Genomic DNA, 16,653 nt, shown 5'->3' on the forward strand with positions numbered 1-16,653 from the left:
ACGGGAGAATGCCATGGCGTTGAAGAAGGTGGCCCTCGAGATCGGCATGGGCACCGATATCCGGGGCGGCGATTACACGAAGGCCGCCGTTCGCGCCCTGCGGGACGCGCTGTGGCACAACTCGCTCACCGTTGCCACGGCGCTCGGCAAGTCGAGCGACGACATGGTCGTCGAGGTCCTGATCGGCGTGCCCCAGCCCGACAAGGTCGACACGGCGCAGGTGCTGGCGGTGCTGCCGCACGGCACTGGCACTGTGAAGGTCTTCGAAGGCGGGCTGGAGATCGACAACGAAGCCGGCACGGACAAGACGGTGATCGCGCAGGCGGCCGCCATCGTCCGCCTGGACCTGTGAGCGGAGGAAGACCATGACCGCCAAGCGCGTGATCCTCGAACTCGGCACCGGCAACGACCTGCACGGCGGCGACTACACCAAGGCCGCCCTGCGCGCGGTGCAGGATGCCCTGCACCATTCCTCACTCGCCATGATCCGGGCGCTGAAGATCGACACCAAGACCGGCATGTTCGTCGACGTCACGATCGGCGTGCAGCAACCCGACAAGGTCGACGCGGAGAAGGTCAAGGCCTCCCTGCCTCACGGCATCGTGACCGTGAAGGTGGTGAAGGGCGGCCTGGACGTCGCCGATCCGGAAAACAACGATCCGGCGGTTATCGCCAGCGCCGCCATCGCGGTCCGGATGGAGATCCCCTGACGGAGGGAAAGCGCGCTCAGCCGCGGGCGGCACGGCCCATGAACAGGAGGCCGGCACCCGCGATCACGGCGACGATGCCGGCGATGGTGGGAATGGGGATGGTGCGCTGCTCGTCGGCCGTGACCTTCAGCGGGCCGGCATCGACGATGGTCTTGCGCTCGGTGAAGGAGATATTGTCGATCGCCAGGCCGGCAATGCCGATCACAATCAGAAGAACACCCAAAATCGCCATCGGCTTCATGCCGTGAACTCCCGCTATTGGTTCCCCCGGGCAACGCAAAATGCTGCCCGAGGTTGCCTTTGGGGGAAGTTCACGCCTTCGGTCGCACCAGCATCGCCAGGCCCTGCTCGATGGCCGTACGCGCCATGTCGCGGAGCTGGTCGTCGGTCGCGCTGCTGACCGGGTGACCGATCTGGGCGAAGGCATAGCCCGGCATACCGAGCACGCGGCTCATCATCTCCGCCGCGCTGGCGAACCGGGTCGTCATCACGCTGAAAGCGGGAACTTCCAGTCGTTCAGCGGTAACTGAGTCGTGCAGACTGCACGATGAGCAGGACCCTCAATCCCCCAGGCCGGAGACGACCGCATCCCACCCTTTGATCTCCGCCACGATGTGAGGGTCGGCCGGCGCGCTGTAATTCGACTTGGTGCGGCTCACCACGTTGGCGACGCCGTATTCCTCGCGCAGGATCTGGTCGAGGTGCCTGAAGAAGCCCTTGGTGCCTTCCTTGCCGTTCGAGATGAAGCCGACCGTCTTGCCTTCCAGCGTGTCGAGGCGCGGGGCGAGCCGGCCGGCCGGCGGGGCGGTGCCCGGCGTGGGATCGAGAACTTCGAACATCGGGGATTCCTCCTATTTCTTGGGCGGTTCGCAATCGACGCAGACGCCGATCGGCAGGGTGACGGCGTAGCTCTTGTTGCCGAGCCAGGGCGGGATGACGGCGCCGAAGCCGCCGGCGGGCCCACCGGCCGCCACGACCAGCAGCTGGTCGGGCGAGTCCATCGCCGTATAGACGCTGTCGCCGCGGTCGCGGACCACGGCGCCCTTGCCGACTTCGGCCCATTCGCGACGATGGATGCGCGCCCGTTCATGGATGAAGGTGGCGATGTCGGCCTTGGTCCAGCCGCCGGCCTGCAGATGCTCGCGCAGCTGCTTGGGAATGATCAGCGCGTAGTTGCCGGGATGAATCGAGTAATGGCGCATGTTGGCGCGCATCTCGGCCGCGAAGGTTTCGAGGATCTCCTCCGGCTTCGTGGTCCATTCGTTCATCAGCTGGCGCGGCGCACCCGCCGCCATCACGGTGACCGAGGAAGCGCCCTTCGGCACGCCGCGATGCTCGGCCAGCGGCAGCCAGGTCGTGTCCTCCTCGTCCTCGGCGACGCAGTAGCTGAACTTGCCGGGATGGCCGAGGGTCGAGCGGTCGATCACACCCGGCCGGTCGTCCAGCAGGTTGATCAGGCAGAGCCGGATCGCGCGCCCGATGACCGCCGTGGCGCGATCGGAGTTGGCGAGCGCGTTGAACGAGCCGCTGGCGCCGATCTCCAGGCGGATCGGACCGTTCAGGATGACCAGCACCGCGCAGCCGCCGGTGCTCGCCGTCGCGCCGTGCATCAGGAATTCCTCCTGCATCATGGCGGTCCAGGCCGTCACGACGACCGGGAAGTGCATCGGCAGGCAGCCCGCCATGACGGCATTGATCGCGAGCTTCTCGGCGGTGATCGCGAGACCCCGCACCGGCTCGATGCCGATCAGCTGGTCGGGCGGCATCATCACCCATTCGAGGCATTCCTGAACCGCCTCGCGCGTCGGCGGCACGATGGGCAGGCCGTCGGTCCAGCCGTTGGAATGATAGAGCTCCTGGACCGCCGAAATGCTGTCGGCCGAGTAGGATCGGGATGCAAACTGCATGTCGTTTCCTCCACCGCTCCGGGCACATGACTCCGGTCGGCTTCTGGCCAGAATAGCCGCAAGGGCGCTTATGCCAACTGCAAGCTGATAGCCGTCATTGTTCCACTTTTGACATTAACGTCGCTGCGGTCTGGGCCACGACTTCCGGGTCAGGGCGAGGAAGCCGGCGGCCGCCGGGGACGGCTCGCGCTCCCGCAGCAGGACGATGCCGAGGCGGCGCGAGAGCTTCGGCTCTCCCAGCGGAATGGCGCGCAGGTCGCGACCGAGGAACAGGCCCGTGGCACCCGTCGGGACGATGGCGAGGCCGACGCCGGCCCGCACGCATCCCATCAGTGTCGCGAACTGGCTCACGACGACGATCTGGCGCAGCGTAAGGCCTGCGACTGCGGCGGCTGCATCGATCGTCCGGCGGGTGCGCGCATCGCTGGGCAGCGCCACCAGCGGCTCGTCACGCAACTCCGCCAGGGCGACGCTGCGGCGCCGGGCCAGCCGGTGGCGGCGCGGCACCACGAGACAGAAGGTTTCCCGCTGCAGCGCTTCTCCGGAGATCGCATCGGGCAGTTCGTCGACATAGGTGAGGCCGAGATCGGCGGCGCCACTGCGCACCGCCTCCAGCACGCTCCCGTGCACGCCTTCCTGGACATGGATCTCGATGCCTGGCCGGTCGGCACGATAGGCCGCAAGCAGCAACGGCAGAGTCCCACTCGCCACCGACATGATGCTGGCAATGGCGAGCCGGCCGCGCTGCTCCTCGGCCACCTCGCGGATCGAGCGCACCGTGATGCGCAGGTCGTTCAGCATGCGCTCCGCCACCGCCGCGAACTCGCGACCGGCCGGCGTGATCTGCACATGCCGCGTGCTGCGCTCGAACAGGCGTACGCCCAGCGCCGTCTCGATCCGCTTGATGGAGCGAGTCAGCGCCGGCTGCGAGATGCGCAGCCGCGACGCCGCGGCGATGAAGCTGCCATATTCGCCGACGGCGAGGACCGCCTCGAGCTGGCGGGCGCTGAAGTCCGGCAGGGTCGGCTGGGCCATGGCCGCCACCCTAAGCAGATGGAAGCTACGCCGCCAGCATGCGCTCGCGGTTGCGCTCGCGCAGGATCGGCATGATCCATTTGCCGAACCGTTCCGCCTCCTCGTCGTGCAGGTAGCCCGACAGGCAGAAGGAATGGCAGCCGAGGTCGATGAACTTCTGCAACGTGTCGGCGCACTGCTCGGGATCGCCGACGATGGCGATTCCGGCGCCGGGCCGGACCTGGGTGATGCCGGTCCACAGATGCGGCTCGATGGTCTCGCCGATCGCCGCCAGCTCGCGCACGCGGCGGTTGGCTTCCGAGGTGGCGAAGCGCTCCTTCACGAAGGCCTTCTGCGCCTCGCTGGCGTGCTCGACGAGCCCATGGGCGAAGTCCCAGGCCTCCTTCTCGGTCTCGCGGCAGACGACCTGCAGGCGCATGCCGAAGCCGATCTCCTTCTCGCGGCCATGGCGCGCGGCCATCGACTTGATCTCGGCCATGTTGGCGCGGATGCGCTCGTAGGTGTCGCCCCAGAAGAGATGCACGTCGGAGTGCTTGGCGGAAATCTCCCAGGCCTGCTTGGAGCCGCCGCCCAGATAGAATCGCGGATGCGGCTGCTGCAGCGGATAGGGCCGGATCTGCGCGCCCTTCAGCTGGTAGAACTTGCCGTCGAAGTTCACCGGTCCCTTCGTGATCCACAGCGCCTTCAGGATCGAGACTTCCTCGTCCATGATCTCGTAGCGCTCTTCCTTGCCCCACTTGATGCCTTCGGAGGCGTTCTCGGCCTCGCTCTGGCCGGCGATCAGGTTGATGCAGATGCGCCCGCCCGAGAGCTGGTCGAAGGCCGTGATCATCTTCGCGAGCAGCACGGGATTGATGTAGCTCGGCCGCGCCGCCACCAGCATGCGCATCGACTTGGAGCGCGCCACCATCATGGCGCTGGTGATCCAGGCCTCCCAGCAGGCCGTCTGGACCGGCACCAGCATGTACTCGAAGCCCGCCGCCTCGGCCGCGCCGACGATCTTGTCGAACAGGTCGAGCGATGGCGGCACCTGTGCGCTCGGCAGCCCATAGGCGGTGGTGTCGCCTGCGGTGGGCAGGAACCAGCCGAATTCGAGGCGCTTCTTCTCCATCATCTTCATTCCTTCTCGATGCCGGCAGCCTTGGAGAGCCGCCCCCATTTCTCGATCTCGGACTTGATGAAGGGCCGGACATCCTCCGGCGCCTTGCGCTGCGGCTGGAACGAGATGCCGCGCAGGCGCTTGATCACCTCGGGATCGGTCACGATCTCCTGCACCGCCGTATCGATCCGCGCCACGATCTCCGGCGGGGTCTTCGACGGAGCCATGATCACGAACCAGGCATCGAGCGCGAACTGGCCCAGCCCCGCTTCCTGGAAGGTCGGAACCTCGGGCAGCAGCGACGAGCGCGAGTCCGACGCCATCACCAGCGCCTTCACCTTGCCCGCCTTCACCTGCGGCACGGCGATGGCCACGTCGGCAAAGGTCATGTCGATCTGGCCCGACAGGAGGTCGGCCAGCGCCTGCGGCGCGGACTTGTAGGGCACGTAGGTGATCTCGGTGCCGAGACGCTCCGCCAGGGTCGCGGTGATGACGCGCGCCGACGGCGTGCCGGCTCCCGAGGTGAGCGGCGGCTTGGCCTTGGCGCGCTTGATGAAGTCGGCGAGCGTGTCCATGCCGGTATCGGCTCGCACCAGCAGGACGAACTGGATGAAGCCGTAGAACCCGGCCGGCGCGAAATCCGTCAACGAATCGTACGGCACCGACTTCATGAGGTTGGGATTGCCCGCATGGGTCGCCGCCGTCGCAATCATCAGCGTGTAGCCGTCGGGCGGCGCCTTGGCGACGAAGTTGGCTGCGATCGAGCCGTTGCCGCCGCCCTTGTTGTCGACGATCACCGGCTGGCCGAGCCTGGGCGCCAGGTATTCCGCCATGACGCGGGCCAGCGTGTCGGTGGCGCTGCCCGCGGCGTAGGGCACCACGATGGTGAGCGGCTTTGCCGGCCAGGATTGAGCGCGTGCGGGAGATGCAGCCGCGGACGCTGCAGCGAGGATCGTCAGGGCTTTGCGCCGGCCGATTGTCATGGCGGCCTTTATGCTAGCGGCAGCACCGATGCGCAATTGTCGCTGGTCGAGGCGCGAAAGAGGCGGCACGATCCGCGCGCTTCAAAGGGAGATCTCATGCTGCAACACGGCAGGCGTCCGACAATCGCATCGCGGCACGGCATGGTGGCGGCGGCCCATCCACTCGCGGCGGCGGCCGGTGCGCGCATCCTGTCGAACGGCGGCAACGCCTTCGATGCGGCGGTCGCAACTGCAGCGGCACTGAACGTCGTCGAACCCTATATGTCCGGCCTCGCAGGCCGCGGCGTCGCGACCTGCTTCGTCGCTGCTGAGAAGCGCGTCCGCACGCTCGACTTCGTCGGCCCGATCTCCAAGAACTTCCCGATCGACAAGCTCAGCAACCGCGCGCAACTGCAGCGCGGCGCAGTCGCCGTCGGGGCGCCGGGCAATCTCGCCGGCTGGTGCGAACTGAACCGGGCGTACGGCAAGAAGAAGCTGCCGGAACTCTTCGCGCCGGCGATCGCCATCGCGCGCGACGGCTTCCGGCTGATCGAATTCAACCTCGAGGAAATGCAGGCCGTCGCGGGCGACCTCGCGGCCCACAAGGCGCTGCATCCGGAATGGTCGCGTGTCTATACCGGCGGCGCCGGTACCGTGAAGCCGGGCTTCGTGCTGAAGCAGCCCGACCTCGCGCGCACGCTCGAGGCGCTGGCCAGCGAAGGGCCGGGCCTGCTCTATGGCGGCCCGCTCGGCCAGAAGATCCTCGACCGGCTGACCGAGTTGGGCGGCTGCATGGTCATGGACGACCTGCTGGCCGCCAAGGCGACCTGGCGCGACCCGGTCGCCGTCACCTATCGCGGCCGCACCGTCCACGTGCCGCCGCCGCCCTGCGAGGGTTTCCAGTTCCTGCTGACCCTGCGCATCCTGGAAGGCTTCGACCTCGCCGCGATGAAGCGCAATTCGACCGAGCATCTCGACACGGTGCTGCGTGCCGTCCGCATCGCTGCCGGTGTGCGCATCGCGGCCGGCGTGCCGGCGCCGCAGAAGCTGGCCGAGATCCTGTCGGACGCCCATGTCGAGACGCTGCGTGCCCGGGTGCGCGACGGCAAACCGGTGATCGGCCCGACCGAACAGTGGACGCCGCCGCAGCAGCCGGTCTCGCCGACCGACGAGAGCCACACCACCTCCTTCTCGATCGCCGACAACGAAGGCAACCTGATCTGCCTGACGCAGAGCCTGGGCAGCGTCTTCGGGTCGGGCGTCGTGGTGCCGGGCACCGGACTCTGCCTCAACAACTTCCTCTACTGGGCCGACGTGAACCCGCAGAGTCCCAACCGCGTGAAGCCGGGCGACCAGCTACCGATGTGCATGGCACCGTCGATCTCGACGAAGGACGGCGCCCCGATCCTCGCGCTGGGCACGCCGGGCAGCTACGGCATCTTGCAGACCCAGCCACAGGCGATGGTCCAGCACGTCGATTTCGGCCTGCCGCTGCAGCAGGCGATCGAGGCGCCGCGCGGCCGCCTGACCGACGGCGCCGCGGTACTGCTCGAATCGCGCCTTTCGCCGGAGGTCCATGCCGACCTTCGCAAGCTCGGACACGACGTGACCACCGGTCCGGAATGGACCTGGAGCGTTGGCGGCATGCAGGGCGTGGCGGTCGATCCCGAGACCGGCATCTTCACCGGCGGCTGCGATCCCCGGCGCGACGGCTACTGCGTTCCGGCCTGAGCCGCTACTTGAGCGGCCGCGACGGCTCGGAGATTTCGGACACGGCGGCGCCGACACGGCCCGGATCGGCAGCGTCGGGCTCGGTGGCGATGTCGCCCAAGGCGACGATGCCGGCGAGGTTCTTGTCGCGGTCGAGGACGGCGAGGCGCCTGATCTGCAGCACTTTCATGCGTTCGAGGACTTCCTCCGTCTGCTCGTCGCAGAAGGCATAGGCGACGTCCTCGGTCATGCAGTCCTTCACGAGGGCGTCGACCGGCGACCAGCCGGCCGCCACCGCGCGCACGACAATGTCCCGGTCCGTGATCGTGCCGACCAGCCGCTTTCCGTCGCAGACCGGCAGCGAACCGACGCCCATCGCCTCCATCGCCTCGGCAGCCGCCTGGAGAGACGCATCAGGCGCGATCGTCTCGACCTCGCGCGTCATGACCTCGGATACCTGCATGCTCGGGTAATGCGACTCTCTAGACATGGTTGCGGCCGTCTTAGGCATTCCTCTTGCACGGAGGCGCAAGGCAAGATGGAATGCGTGCCAACGAGAATGTTCTGGAGGGGGATGGTTGATGCGTAAACTGGCATGGCTCGCGGTCGCCGCGATTGCCGTCATCGGCGTCGGCACGGCGAACGCCCAGCAAACCCCGCGCAAGGGCGGCGCGCTTCGGATGACGGCGCCCTACGCCGCGAGCTTCGGCAGCCTCGACCCGCACGTGACGCCGCGGGCCCAGGACGACATCGTCGGCAAGGCGCTGCAGCGCTCGCTGTATAATTGGAACACTGCGGCCAACAAGCTCGAACTCGAGCTCGCCAAGTCCGTCTCGGTGTCGGCAGACGGCCTCACATATACCTATAAGCTGCGCGACGACGCGTTCTTCCATAACGGCCGCAAGATGACGGCCGACGACGTGATCTTCTCCTTCACCCGCATCATGGACGGCAGCAAGGGCTATCCCGGCGCCCGCTACGTCCGCCTGATCAAGGGCGCGGTCGACGTCGAGAAGGGCACGGCCAAGGAGATTTCCGGCCTCAAGAAGATCGACGACTTCACGCTGGAGATGACGATCACCGATCGCGTCGATCCCGGCTACTACTTCTTCGGCGGCTCGACCGCGATCCTGCCCAAGGAAGAGGTCGAGAAGGGCAATTATGCCTCCAATCCGGTCGGCCTCGGACCCTTCAAGTTCAAGGAGCACATCCCGGGCTCGCGCGTCGTGATGGATCGCTTCGACAAGTTCTACAAGCCGGGCAAGCCCTATCTCGACAAGCTCGAAGTGCTGATCATGGCCGAGGCGGCCGCCCGCGACGTCGCCTTCCGCAACAAGGAGATCGACACCTCGATCCTGGGCCCGGCGCAGTACGTCGCCTATCGCGCCGATCCGCAGCTCTCGAAGGGCATCCTCGAAGTGGCCGAGATGTTCACGCGCTCCATGCACATGAACCTCGGCTCGATCAAGCCGTTCCAGGACAAGCGGGTACGTCAGGCGATCAACTATGCGATCGATTCCAACCTGATCATCTCGCGCCTGGTCAAGGACAAGGCCTATCGCGCCACGAGCTGGCTGCCGCCGTCGTCCGCCGCCTTCGACAAGACCATGAAGCCCTATCCCTACGATCCGGAGAAGGCCAAGAAGCTGCTGGCGGAAGCGGGCTTCCCCAACGGCTTCGAGTTCGAATGGACGACCAGCCAGAACGAGAGCTGGGGCCTGCCGATCGTCGAGGCGGTGATCCCGATGCTGGCCAAGGTCGGCATCAAGGCCAAGCCCAAGCTGGTCGAGGTCACGGTGCTGACCGAGCTCCTGATGAAGGGCGACCACCAGGCGCTGATCGCATCCAGCTTGACCGGCCCCGACTCGCTGGCGACGCTGCGCTGCTACTACTCCAAGACGCCGCGCACGGCCTGCAACTACACCGGCTTCAACAACGCCGACTTCGACAAGCTGCTCGACGCCGCCGCCCAGGAAGGCGACATGGCCAAGCGCGACGAGATCCTGAAGAAGGCCAACAACCTGCTCTACGACGAGGCGCCGGTCTGGTTCTTCAACTACAACAAGGCAGTCCTGGCCTTCCAGCCGTGGGTGCATGGCCTGCAGGCCAACCCGACCGAGATCACGCATCAATACCCGGAGGACATCTGGGTCGACGCAAGCTCGCCGGCCAAGTAACGGCGAACGAAGAAAGTCGAGGGTTCCCCGCCAGGCGGGGAACCCTTTGAATCATTGCAATGCTCCTCGTCCTCGGCCGCCGCCTCGCCAACATCATCCCGACGATGCTCGCCGTCGTGGCGCTCGTCTTCCTGCTCTTCTCCGTCCTGCCGGGCAGCTTCATCTCCGGCATGAACGAGGACGGCCGCTCGACCATCGACCCCGCGGTCATGGAACGCATGCGCAAGGAGATGGGCCTCGACGACCCGCTGGTCGAGCGCTTCGCCAAATACGTAGCCGCCACCGCCACCGGCGATCTCGGCACCTCGTTCCGCACGCGCGAGCCGGTCACCAAGATGCTGGCCGTTCGCATCTGGCCGTCGCTGAAGCTGGTCCTCGCGGCCATGACCTTCGCCATCCTGGTCGGCGTCACCCTGGGCTTCCTCGCCGCGCTCAAGCCCGGAAGCTTGGTCGATACCGCCGCCATGGTCGGCGCCATCTCCGGCCTCTCGCTCAGCCAGTTCTGGTTCGGCCTGATGCTGATGTACCTGTTCGCACTGAAACTCCAGTGGCTGCCGAGCTTCGGCTATGGCGACGGCGGCCTGCGCAACCTGATCCTGCCGGCGATCGCACTGGGCGTCGGGCCGATGGCCCTGCTCGCCCGCACCACGCGCGCCGCCGTGCTCGACGTGCTCAACGCCGACTTCGTCCGCACCGCCCGCAGCAAGGGCATGAGCGAGCGCCGGGTCGTCGAATGGCACGTGCTGCGCAACGCGCTGGTCCTCGTCATCACGATCGTGGGCCTGCAGTTCGGCTCGCTGATGGGACAGGCGGTCGTCGTCGAGAAGCTGTTCGCCTGGCCGGGCGTCGGCTCGCTGATGGTCGACTCGGTGTTCCAGCGCGACATGCCGACGGTCCAGGGCTGCATCCTGATGATCGTGCTGTTCTTCCTCGTCATCAACACACTGGTCGACATCGCCTATGTCGTGATCGACCCCCGGATCCGGTACCGATGAGCCGCGCCCTCAAGCTTCCCCGCCTGCGCCTCAAGGGCGGCGCCTCCCTTTGGGTCGGCGGCGGCCTGGTGGCCATCGCCATCTCCTCGGCGATCCTGGCGCCGTGGATCGCGCTCACCGACCCGGTGCTCGACGCCAACCTGATGAACGCCGAGATTCCGCCCTGCTGGGAATTCCCCTTCGGCACCGACGCGCAGGGCCGCGACATCTATTCCCGCATCGTGTGGGGCGCGCGCGTGTCGCTGAGCGTCGGCATCATCAGCCAGATCTGCAACAGCCTGATCGGCGTGACGCTGGGCCTCACCGCGGGCTACTGGGGCGGCTGGTGGGACGATCTGGTGAGCGGCCTCACCAACCTGATGCTCGCGATCCCGTCGCTGGTCTTCGCGCTCGCCATCATGGCGATCCTCGGTCCCGGCCTCGTCAGCCTCGTCATCGCGCTCGGCCTCACGAGCTGGTCCTATTCCTGTCGCATCGCGCGCGCCCAGGTCCTGTCACTGAAGAGCCAGGGCTACATCCAGGCGGCGCGCATCCTGGGCTATGGCGATCTGCGCATCATGTTCACGCAGATCCTGCCCAACATCCTGGGGCCGCTGATCGTGATCGCGACCCTGGGCATGGGTGGCGCCATCCTCTCCGAGGCGGCGCTGTCGTTCCTCGGCCTCGGCATCCGCCCCCCCTTCCCGAGCTGGGGCAGCATGCTGTCGGAAGCGCGCGACCAGATCACCACCGCGCCCTGGCTCTCGGTCTTCCCCGGCCTCGCCATCTTCTTCACCGTGCTCGGCCTCAACCTGCTGGGCGACGGGCTGCGCGACTACCTCGATCCGCAGTCGACGACGCGGCGCGGATGAGGGCACGCGCATGACCACGCCCCTTCTCAAGGTCGAGAACCTGCGCATCGCGCTGGCCGGCGACGGCGTCACCTACAACGCCGTCGAGAATGTGTCGTTCGAGATCGGGCGCGGCGAGGCCTTCGGGCTGGTGGGCGAGTCGGGCTGCGGCAAGAGCATCACGGCGCTGTCAGTGATGGGCCTGCTGCGCCGGCCTTTGTCGCTGGCGGGCGGCAAGATCGTGCTCGACGGCCAGGAGATCCAGAACGTCTCCGCCGCCGAGATGCGGCGGCTGCGCGGCAAGCGCATCGCCATGATCTTCCAGGAACCCATGACGGCGCTCAATCCGCTGTCGCCGGTCGGCCGGCAGATCGCCGAGATGTTCGTGCTGCATCAGGGTGCCAGCTGGAACGAGGCAATGGACCGCGCCGAGGACGCACTGCGCCAGGTCCGCGTGCCCTCTCCCGAGCGGCGCATCAGGGACTATCCGCACCAGCTCTCGGGCGGCATGCGCCAGCGGGTGATGATCGCCATTGCGCTCGCCTGCGGCCCCGACCTGCTGGTCGCCGACGAACCGACCACGGCGCTCGACGTCACGGTGCAGGCGGAGATCATCGACCTGATGGCCGAACTCTGCGCCGCCAAGGGCACGGCCGTGCTGATGATCAGCCACGATCTCGGGCTTGTCGCCAACATGTGCAAGCGGGTAGCCGTCATGTATGCCGGCCGCATCGTCGAGAGCCAGGTGGCGGATTCGATCTTCGCGCGACCGAGCCATCCCTACACGCAGGGCCTGATCGATTCCCTGCCGCGGCTCGGCGAGCGCGCGAAGCGCGGCCGCCAGAAGCTGCGTGAGATTTCGGGTGTCGTGCCGTCGATCGCCAACTATCCGCCTGGCTGTCGCTTCAATCCGCGCTGCCCCGCCGTTACCGATATCTGCCGCACGGTCGTGCCGGAGGCGACGCCGCTGCCGGCCGAAGGACTCGTGAGGTGCCATCACCATGGCTGACGGCCTGCTTTCGCTCGACGACCTGGCGGTCCATTTCAAGGTCGGCAACGCGCTGGGCGGCGGGATCAAGACCCTGAAGGCGGTCGACGGCGTGACGCTCGACGTGAAACCCGGCGAGTGCCTCGGACTGGTGGGCGAATCGGGCTGCGGCAAGTCCACGCTCGCGCTCGCCATCATGGGCCTGCTGCCGCCGACGCGCGGCACGATCGGCATCGACGGGCAGCAGATTTCCGGCAACACGCCGCCCGACCGCATGAGGATGGCGCGCACGGTGCAGATGGTCTTCCAGGACCCCTACGCCTCGCTCAATCCGCGCCAGACCGTGCGCCGCACCCTGGCCGATCCGCTGCGCCTGCACGGCGTCACCGACAAGGCCGAGGTCGAGGCACGGGTGATCGACATGATGGCCAAGGTCGGCTTGCGCCCCGAGCAGGCCGACCGCTATCCGCACGAATTCTCCGGCGGCCAGCGCCAGCGCATCGGCATCGCCCGCGCCCTGATCCTGAAGCCGAAGCTGGTGCTGTGCGACGAGCCGGTGTCGGCGCTCGACGTCTCGATTCGCGCCCAGATCATCAACCTCCTGCTCGAACTCAAGGATGAGATGGGGCTGGCCTACATCATGATCAGCCACGATCTCGGCGTGGTCGAGCATGTCAGCGACCGCGTGGCCGTCATGTATCTCGGCCGCATCGTCGAACAGGGCGGCTGGCAGGAAATCTTCGAGAATCCGCGCCATCCGTATACGCGCGCCCTGATCGCCGCGATCCCCGACCCTTTCCATCGCGCCGCCATCAGCGCCGACGCCAAGGCGCGCGGCGAGATCGCCAGCGCACTCAATCCACCCTCAGGCTGCCATTTCAATCCGCGTTGCCCGCTGAAGGCCGACATCTGCACGGCCGAGTATCCGGCGTTCGGCGAGGTCTCACCGGGCCATCGCGCGGCTTGTCATTTCCGCGATCGCGTGGGTTGATGGGGCAATAGCCCCATGACCCTTCTCGATACCGACATCCTTCTCGACTGGCTCCTTCGCCGCGGCCTCGACGGCCTCGACGAAGGCGAGCTGCTGCGCGAATTCTGCGAGAAGTGCCGTGAGGCCGGCCTCATGGTGTCGCGGGCACTGTCCTTCATCGACACGCTGCATCCCGTCCATGAAGGCCGCATCTATCGCTGGCGTGACGATTCCGTCGAGGAAGAAGCGGCCACGGACTATGCACGCACCGACCAGGGCGGTCCCGCCGCCGAATCCTGGCAGCGCAGCCCATTCTTTCATCTGTTGGAAACCGGCGGAGAAGAATTGCGCCGCCGCGTCGGTTTCGGCGAGGAGCCGGACTTTCCTGTCATCCAGGAGATGAAGGATGCCGGCCACACCGACTATATCGTGTTCATCCATCGCTTTGCCGGCAACACCAAGATCGGCGACATGGACGGCGTCTATTCGGCCTGGTCGACGCGCCATTCCGGGGGCTTCAGCGACGCCAACATCGCCGCGTTGCGCCGCCTGGTGCCGGCGCTGGCGCTCGCGATCAAGAGTGCCGCCCTGGCGCGCATCGCCGACACGCTGGTCCAGGTCTATCTCGGCCGCGACGCCGGCCGTCGCGTGCTGGAGGGCAGCATCCAGCGCGGCGTCGCCGACCGGGTCGAGGCAGCGCTCTGGTTTTCCGACCTGCGCAGCTACACCGCCATCACCGACACCGCGAAACCCAGCGAGATCATCCCGCTCCTGAACGATTATGCCGAGGCGGTGATCACCTCGATCCACGAGGCCGGCGGTGACGTGCTGAAGCTGATCGGCGACGGCACGCTGGCGGTCTTCCGCGCCGATAGTCCGGCCGAAGCCTGCGTCTGCGCGCTTCGCGCCGAGGAAAACCTGCGTGTCCGCATGAAAGAGCTGAACGATCGCCGCCAGGCCGAAGAGCATCCGATCACCAATGTCTATATCGGCCTGCATATCGGCGAGGTCTTCTACGGCAACATCGGCAGCCTGGACCGCCTCGACTTCACGGTCGTGGGTCCCGCCGTCAACGAGACCAGCCGCATCGCCTCGATGTGCCGCTCGGTCGACCGTCCCCTTCTCGTCTCATCGACTTTCGCGGAGACCCTTCCCGCGGAGGAACGCGCCCGCCTGGTCTCCGTCGGCCGCTTCGCCCTGCGCGGCGTCGGCAGGGCGCAGGACCTGTTCACCATCGATCCCGGGCTACTCTGAACTTTCGTATGATTGCCGATATCACGGACGCTGCTACGTTCGCGGCCTGACTTCAGAGGAGCAGCCCATGGCCAGGACACCCGCCATCTCGATCGGCATCAAGGAAGCGGACCGCAAGAAGATCGCCGAGGGCCTCAGCCACCTGCTGGCCGACACCTACACGCTCTATCTCACGACCCACAATTTCCACTGGAACGTCACGGGGCCGATGTTCACGTCGCTCCATACGATGTTCATGACCCAGTACACGGAGCTCTGGAACGCGGTCGACCCGATCGCCGAGCGGATCCGCTCGCTGGGCTACCCCGCCCCCGGCTCCTATGGCCAGTTCGGCAAGCTGAGCTCGCTCGCCGACGCACCAGCCAAACCACCGAAGGCGCTGGAGATGGTGAGCATCCTGGTCACCGGCCACGAGGCGGTGGCGCGCACCGCCCGCGGCATCTTCCCGGTGGCCGACAAGGCCGGCGACGAGCCGACAGCCGATCTGCTGACGCAGCGCCTCACCGTGCACGAACAGTCGGCCTGGATGCTGCGCTCCCTGCTGGAATAGGAATCGTCAGGCGATATTCAGTATCGCTCGTAAAAATTCCGTATCCCGGCTTGCGCCATGTCCTCGCAGGTGCCTACGATGACGGCAATTCAAAAGCCGTCCAACGAGGCGGCAGTCCTGGGAGGACAACATGGCCAAGACTAAGCGTCGTAGCGTGCTTAAGCTTGCCGGCGGCGCTGCCGCTGCGTCCATGGGCGGCATGGCCGCCATTCTCGCAACGGGCCGCATGCCGGCCTTCGCCCAGCAGAGGACGGTCCACTGGCTGAAGTGGGTCGACTTCGTGCCGGCCTCGGATGCTCTTCTCCGCAAGGAGATGCTGCCGGAGGCCGAGAAGGCGTTGGGCATCAAGATCAATCTCGAGACCGTGAACGGCAATGATCTGCAGCCGCGGGTGACCGCAGGCATCCAGTCGGGGGCCGGTCCCGACCTGATCATGGCGTTCAACAACCAGACCTATCTGTACGCCAACAGCGTGGTCGACCTGACCGAGATCGCCGAAGCCGTCGGCAAGGCGCAAGGCGGGATGTACAAGTACGCCCGCGCCGTCTGCAGCGACGGCAAGATGTTCATGGGCATGCCCTGGGCGGTGATCGGCGGCATGATCGCCTATCGCAAGTCGTGGTTCGAGGAAGCCGGCGCCGCGAAGTTCCCCGAGACCTGGGAACAGTACCGCGAGGTCGGCAAGAAGCTGAAGGCCAAGGGCCGGCCGATCGGCCAGACGCTCGGCCACACGTTCGGCGACGCGCCGGGCTTCACCTATCCCTATCTTTGGTCATGGGGCGGCATGGAGGTCGATCCCTCCGGCAAGGTGATCATGAACAGCAAGGAGACGCTTGATTCGGTCAAGTTCATGCAGGCCTTTTGGAAAGACGCGCATGACGAGGGCGGGCTGGCCTGGGACGACACCAACAACAACCGCGCCTTCCTGTCCCAGACGATCTCGGCGACGCTGAACGGCGCCTCGATCTACATCGAGACGCTGCGCAAGCCCACCCAGTACATGACCGAGAAAGGCGCGCCGATGCATACCGACATCCTGCATTCGCCGCTGCCCAAGGGGCCGGCCGGGCAGTTCGGGTTCCATCTGCTGCAGTCGCACATGCTGATGAAGTACTCGAAGAACCAGGACCCCGCGAAGGAGTTCCTGAAGTGGATCCACACCGAGAAGAACTTCGAGAAGTGGTTCGTCTCGCAGAAGGGCTTCGCTACGCCCTGCACCGAGAAGTGGGAAGGCCACAAGGTCTGGACCGATGATCCCGTCATGGCGCCGTTCAAGGTCGCGGCAAAGCTCGGCCAGGCGCCGGGCCATGCCGGACCGCCCAATGCCAAGGCAGCCGAGGCCCTGTCGAAGTACATCGTCACCGACATGTACGCCAAGGCGGTGCAGGGCATGCCCGCCGAGGACGCGGTGAAGTGGGCCGACGCCGAACTCAAGAAGATCTACGTCTGAGCCCGGCCCCGCGGAC

The 16,653-nt window shown here is 66.5% G+C and carries 18 protein-coding genes; 11 read left to right on the forward strand and 7 right to left on the reverse strand.

Annotated features, from left to right (window positions below):
* The first annotated feature begins 13 nt into the window (after positions 1–13).
* A complete protein-coding gene (locus Q0Q48_RS13850; RefSeq protein WP_295138521.1) occupies positions 14–352 on the forward strand; it encodes a Lin0512 family protein in 339 nt (112 codons plus the stop codon).
* Between the two features lie 13 nt (positions 353–365).
* Positions 366–710 (forward strand): Lin0512 family protein, encoded by a 345-nt coding sequence (locus tag Q0Q48_RS13855; RefSeq protein WP_295138522.1) that lies wholly within the window; start codon positions 366–368, stop codon positions 708–710.
* A 16-nt stretch (positions 711–726) separates the two neighbouring features.
* Here the strand turns inward: Q0Q48_RS13855 and Q0Q48_RS13860 are convergent, their stop codons facing one another.
* The 6 genes from Q0Q48_RS13860 to Q0Q48_RS13885 form a co-directional block, all read right to left on the reverse strand.
* Positions 727–951 carry a hypothetical protein gene (locus tag Q0Q48_RS13860; protein WP_295138524.1) on the reverse strand — a complete coding sequence of 75 codons (225 nt, stop codon included), beginning with the start codon at positions 949–951 and terminating at the stop codon, positions 727–729.
* 70 nt (positions 952–1,021) lie between these two features.
* Positions 1,022–1,549 (reverse strand): UGSC family (seleno)protein, encoded by a 528-nt coding sequence (locus tag Q0Q48_RS13865; RefSeq protein ID WP_295138526.1) that lies wholly within the window; start codon positions 1,547–1,549, stop codon positions 1,022–1,024.
* A 12-nt stretch (positions 1,550–1,561) separates the two neighbouring features.
* Complete coding sequence (locus Q0Q48_RS13870; protein ID WP_295138528.1) at positions 1,562–2,617, reverse strand: hypothetical protein; 1,056 nt, start codon at positions 2,615–2,617, stop codon at positions 1,562–1,564.
* 114 nt (positions 2,618–2,731) lie between these two features.
* On the reverse strand, positions 2,732–3,652 hold the full coding sequence (locus Q0Q48_RS13875) for a LysR family transcriptional regulator (RefSeq protein WP_295138530.1): 921 nt from the start codon (positions 3,650–3,652) through the stop codon (positions 2,732–2,734).
* A 25-nt stretch (positions 3,653–3,677) separates the two neighbouring features.
* Entirely contained in the window at positions 3,678–4,766 is a 1,089-nt protein-coding gene (locus tag Q0Q48_RS13880; RefSeq protein WP_295138532.1) for an LLM class flavin-dependent oxidoreductase, read from the reverse strand.
* 2 nt (positions 4,767–4,768) lie between these two features.
* On the reverse strand, positions 4,769–5,734 hold the full coding sequence (locus tag Q0Q48_RS13885; RefSeq protein WP_295138534.1) for a tripartite tricarboxylate transporter substrate binding protein: 966 nt from the start codon (positions 5,732–5,734) through the stop codon (positions 4,769–4,771).
* Between the two features lie 96 nt (positions 5,735–5,830).
* On the opposite strand from Q0Q48_RS13885, the gene Q0Q48_RS13890 reads away from it, so the two are divergent.
* Entirely contained in the window at positions 5,831–7,444 is a 1,614-nt protein-coding gene (locus tag Q0Q48_RS13890; RefSeq protein ID WP_295138536.1) for a gamma-glutamyltransferase, read from the forward strand.
* Positions 7,445–7,448: 4 nt separating this feature from the next.
* Here the strand turns inward: Q0Q48_RS13890 and Q0Q48_RS13895 are convergent, their stop codons facing one another.
* Positions 7,449–7,886: a CBS domain-containing protein gene (locus tag Q0Q48_RS13895; RefSeq protein WP_295138538.1), complete on the reverse strand. Its 438-nt coding sequence runs from the start codon at positions 7,884–7,886 to the stop codon at positions 7,449–7,451.
* 118 nt (positions 7,887–8,004) lie between these two features.
* Here Q0Q48_RS13895 and Q0Q48_RS13900 point away from each other — a divergent pair, with 118 nt between their 5' ends.
* From Q0Q48_RS13900 to Q0Q48_RS13935, 8 genes are all read left to right on the forward strand, one after another.
* A complete protein-coding gene (locus Q0Q48_RS13900) occupies positions 8,005–9,600 on the forward strand; it encodes an ABC transporter substrate-binding protein (protein WP_295138540.1) in 1,596 nt (531 codons plus the stop codon).
* A gap of 59 nt (positions 9,601–9,659) precedes the next feature.
* Positions 9,660–10,595, forward strand: coding sequence for an ABC transporter permease (locus Q0Q48_RS13905; protein ID WP_295138542.1), 936 nt, complete (start codon positions 9,660–9,662; stop codon positions 10,593–10,595).
* The gene (locus Q0Q48_RS13910; RefSeq protein ID WP_295138544.1) at positions 10,592–11,446 is read left to right on the forward strand and encodes an ABC transporter permease; all 855 of its coding nucleotides are present in this window, start codon (positions 10,592–10,594) and stop codon (positions 11,444–11,446) included. The genes Q0Q48_RS13905 and Q0Q48_RS13910 overlap by 4 nt, the downstream gene beginning before the upstream one ends.
* Positions 11,447–11,456: 10 nt before the next feature.
* Positions 11,457–12,434 carry an ABC transporter ATP-binding protein gene (locus Q0Q48_RS13915; protein ID WP_295138546.1) on the forward strand — a complete coding sequence of 326 codons (978 nt, stop codon included), beginning with the start codon at positions 11,457–11,459 and terminating at the stop codon, positions 12,432–12,434.
* Positions 12,427–13,404: an oligopeptide/dipeptide ABC transporter ATP-binding protein gene (locus tag Q0Q48_RS13920; RefSeq protein ID WP_295138548.1), complete on the forward strand. Its 978-nt coding sequence runs from the start codon at positions 12,427–12,429 to the stop codon at positions 13,402–13,404. The genes Q0Q48_RS13915 and Q0Q48_RS13920 overlap by 8 nt, the downstream gene beginning before the upstream one ends.
* Positions 13,405–13,419: 15 nt before the next feature.
* The gene (locus Q0Q48_RS13925; RefSeq protein WP_295138551.1) at positions 13,420–14,637 is read left to right on the forward strand and encodes an adenylate/guanylate cyclase domain-containing protein; all 1,218 of its coding nucleotides are present in this window, start codon (positions 13,420–13,422) and stop codon (positions 14,635–14,637) included.
* Between the two features lie 67 nt (positions 14,638–14,704).
* Positions 14,705–15,187 carry a Dps family protein gene (locus Q0Q48_RS13930; RefSeq protein ID WP_295138553.1) on the forward strand — a complete coding sequence of 161 codons (483 nt, stop codon included), beginning with the start codon at positions 14,705–14,707 and terminating at the stop codon, positions 15,185–15,187.
* A 130-nt stretch (positions 15,188–15,317) separates the two neighbouring features.
* Positions 15,318–16,637 (forward strand): extracellular solute-binding protein, encoded by a 1,320-nt coding sequence (locus Q0Q48_RS13935; protein ID WP_295138555.1) that lies wholly within the window; start codon positions 15,318–15,320, stop codon positions 16,635–16,637.
* The last annotated feature ends 16 nt before the right edge of the window (positions 16,638–16,653 follow it).

It is taken from the genome of uncultured Reyranella sp. (genome assembly GCF_945957355.1).
GTDB lineage: Bacteria > Pseudomonadota > Alphaproteobacteria > Reyranellales > Reyranellaceae > Reyranella.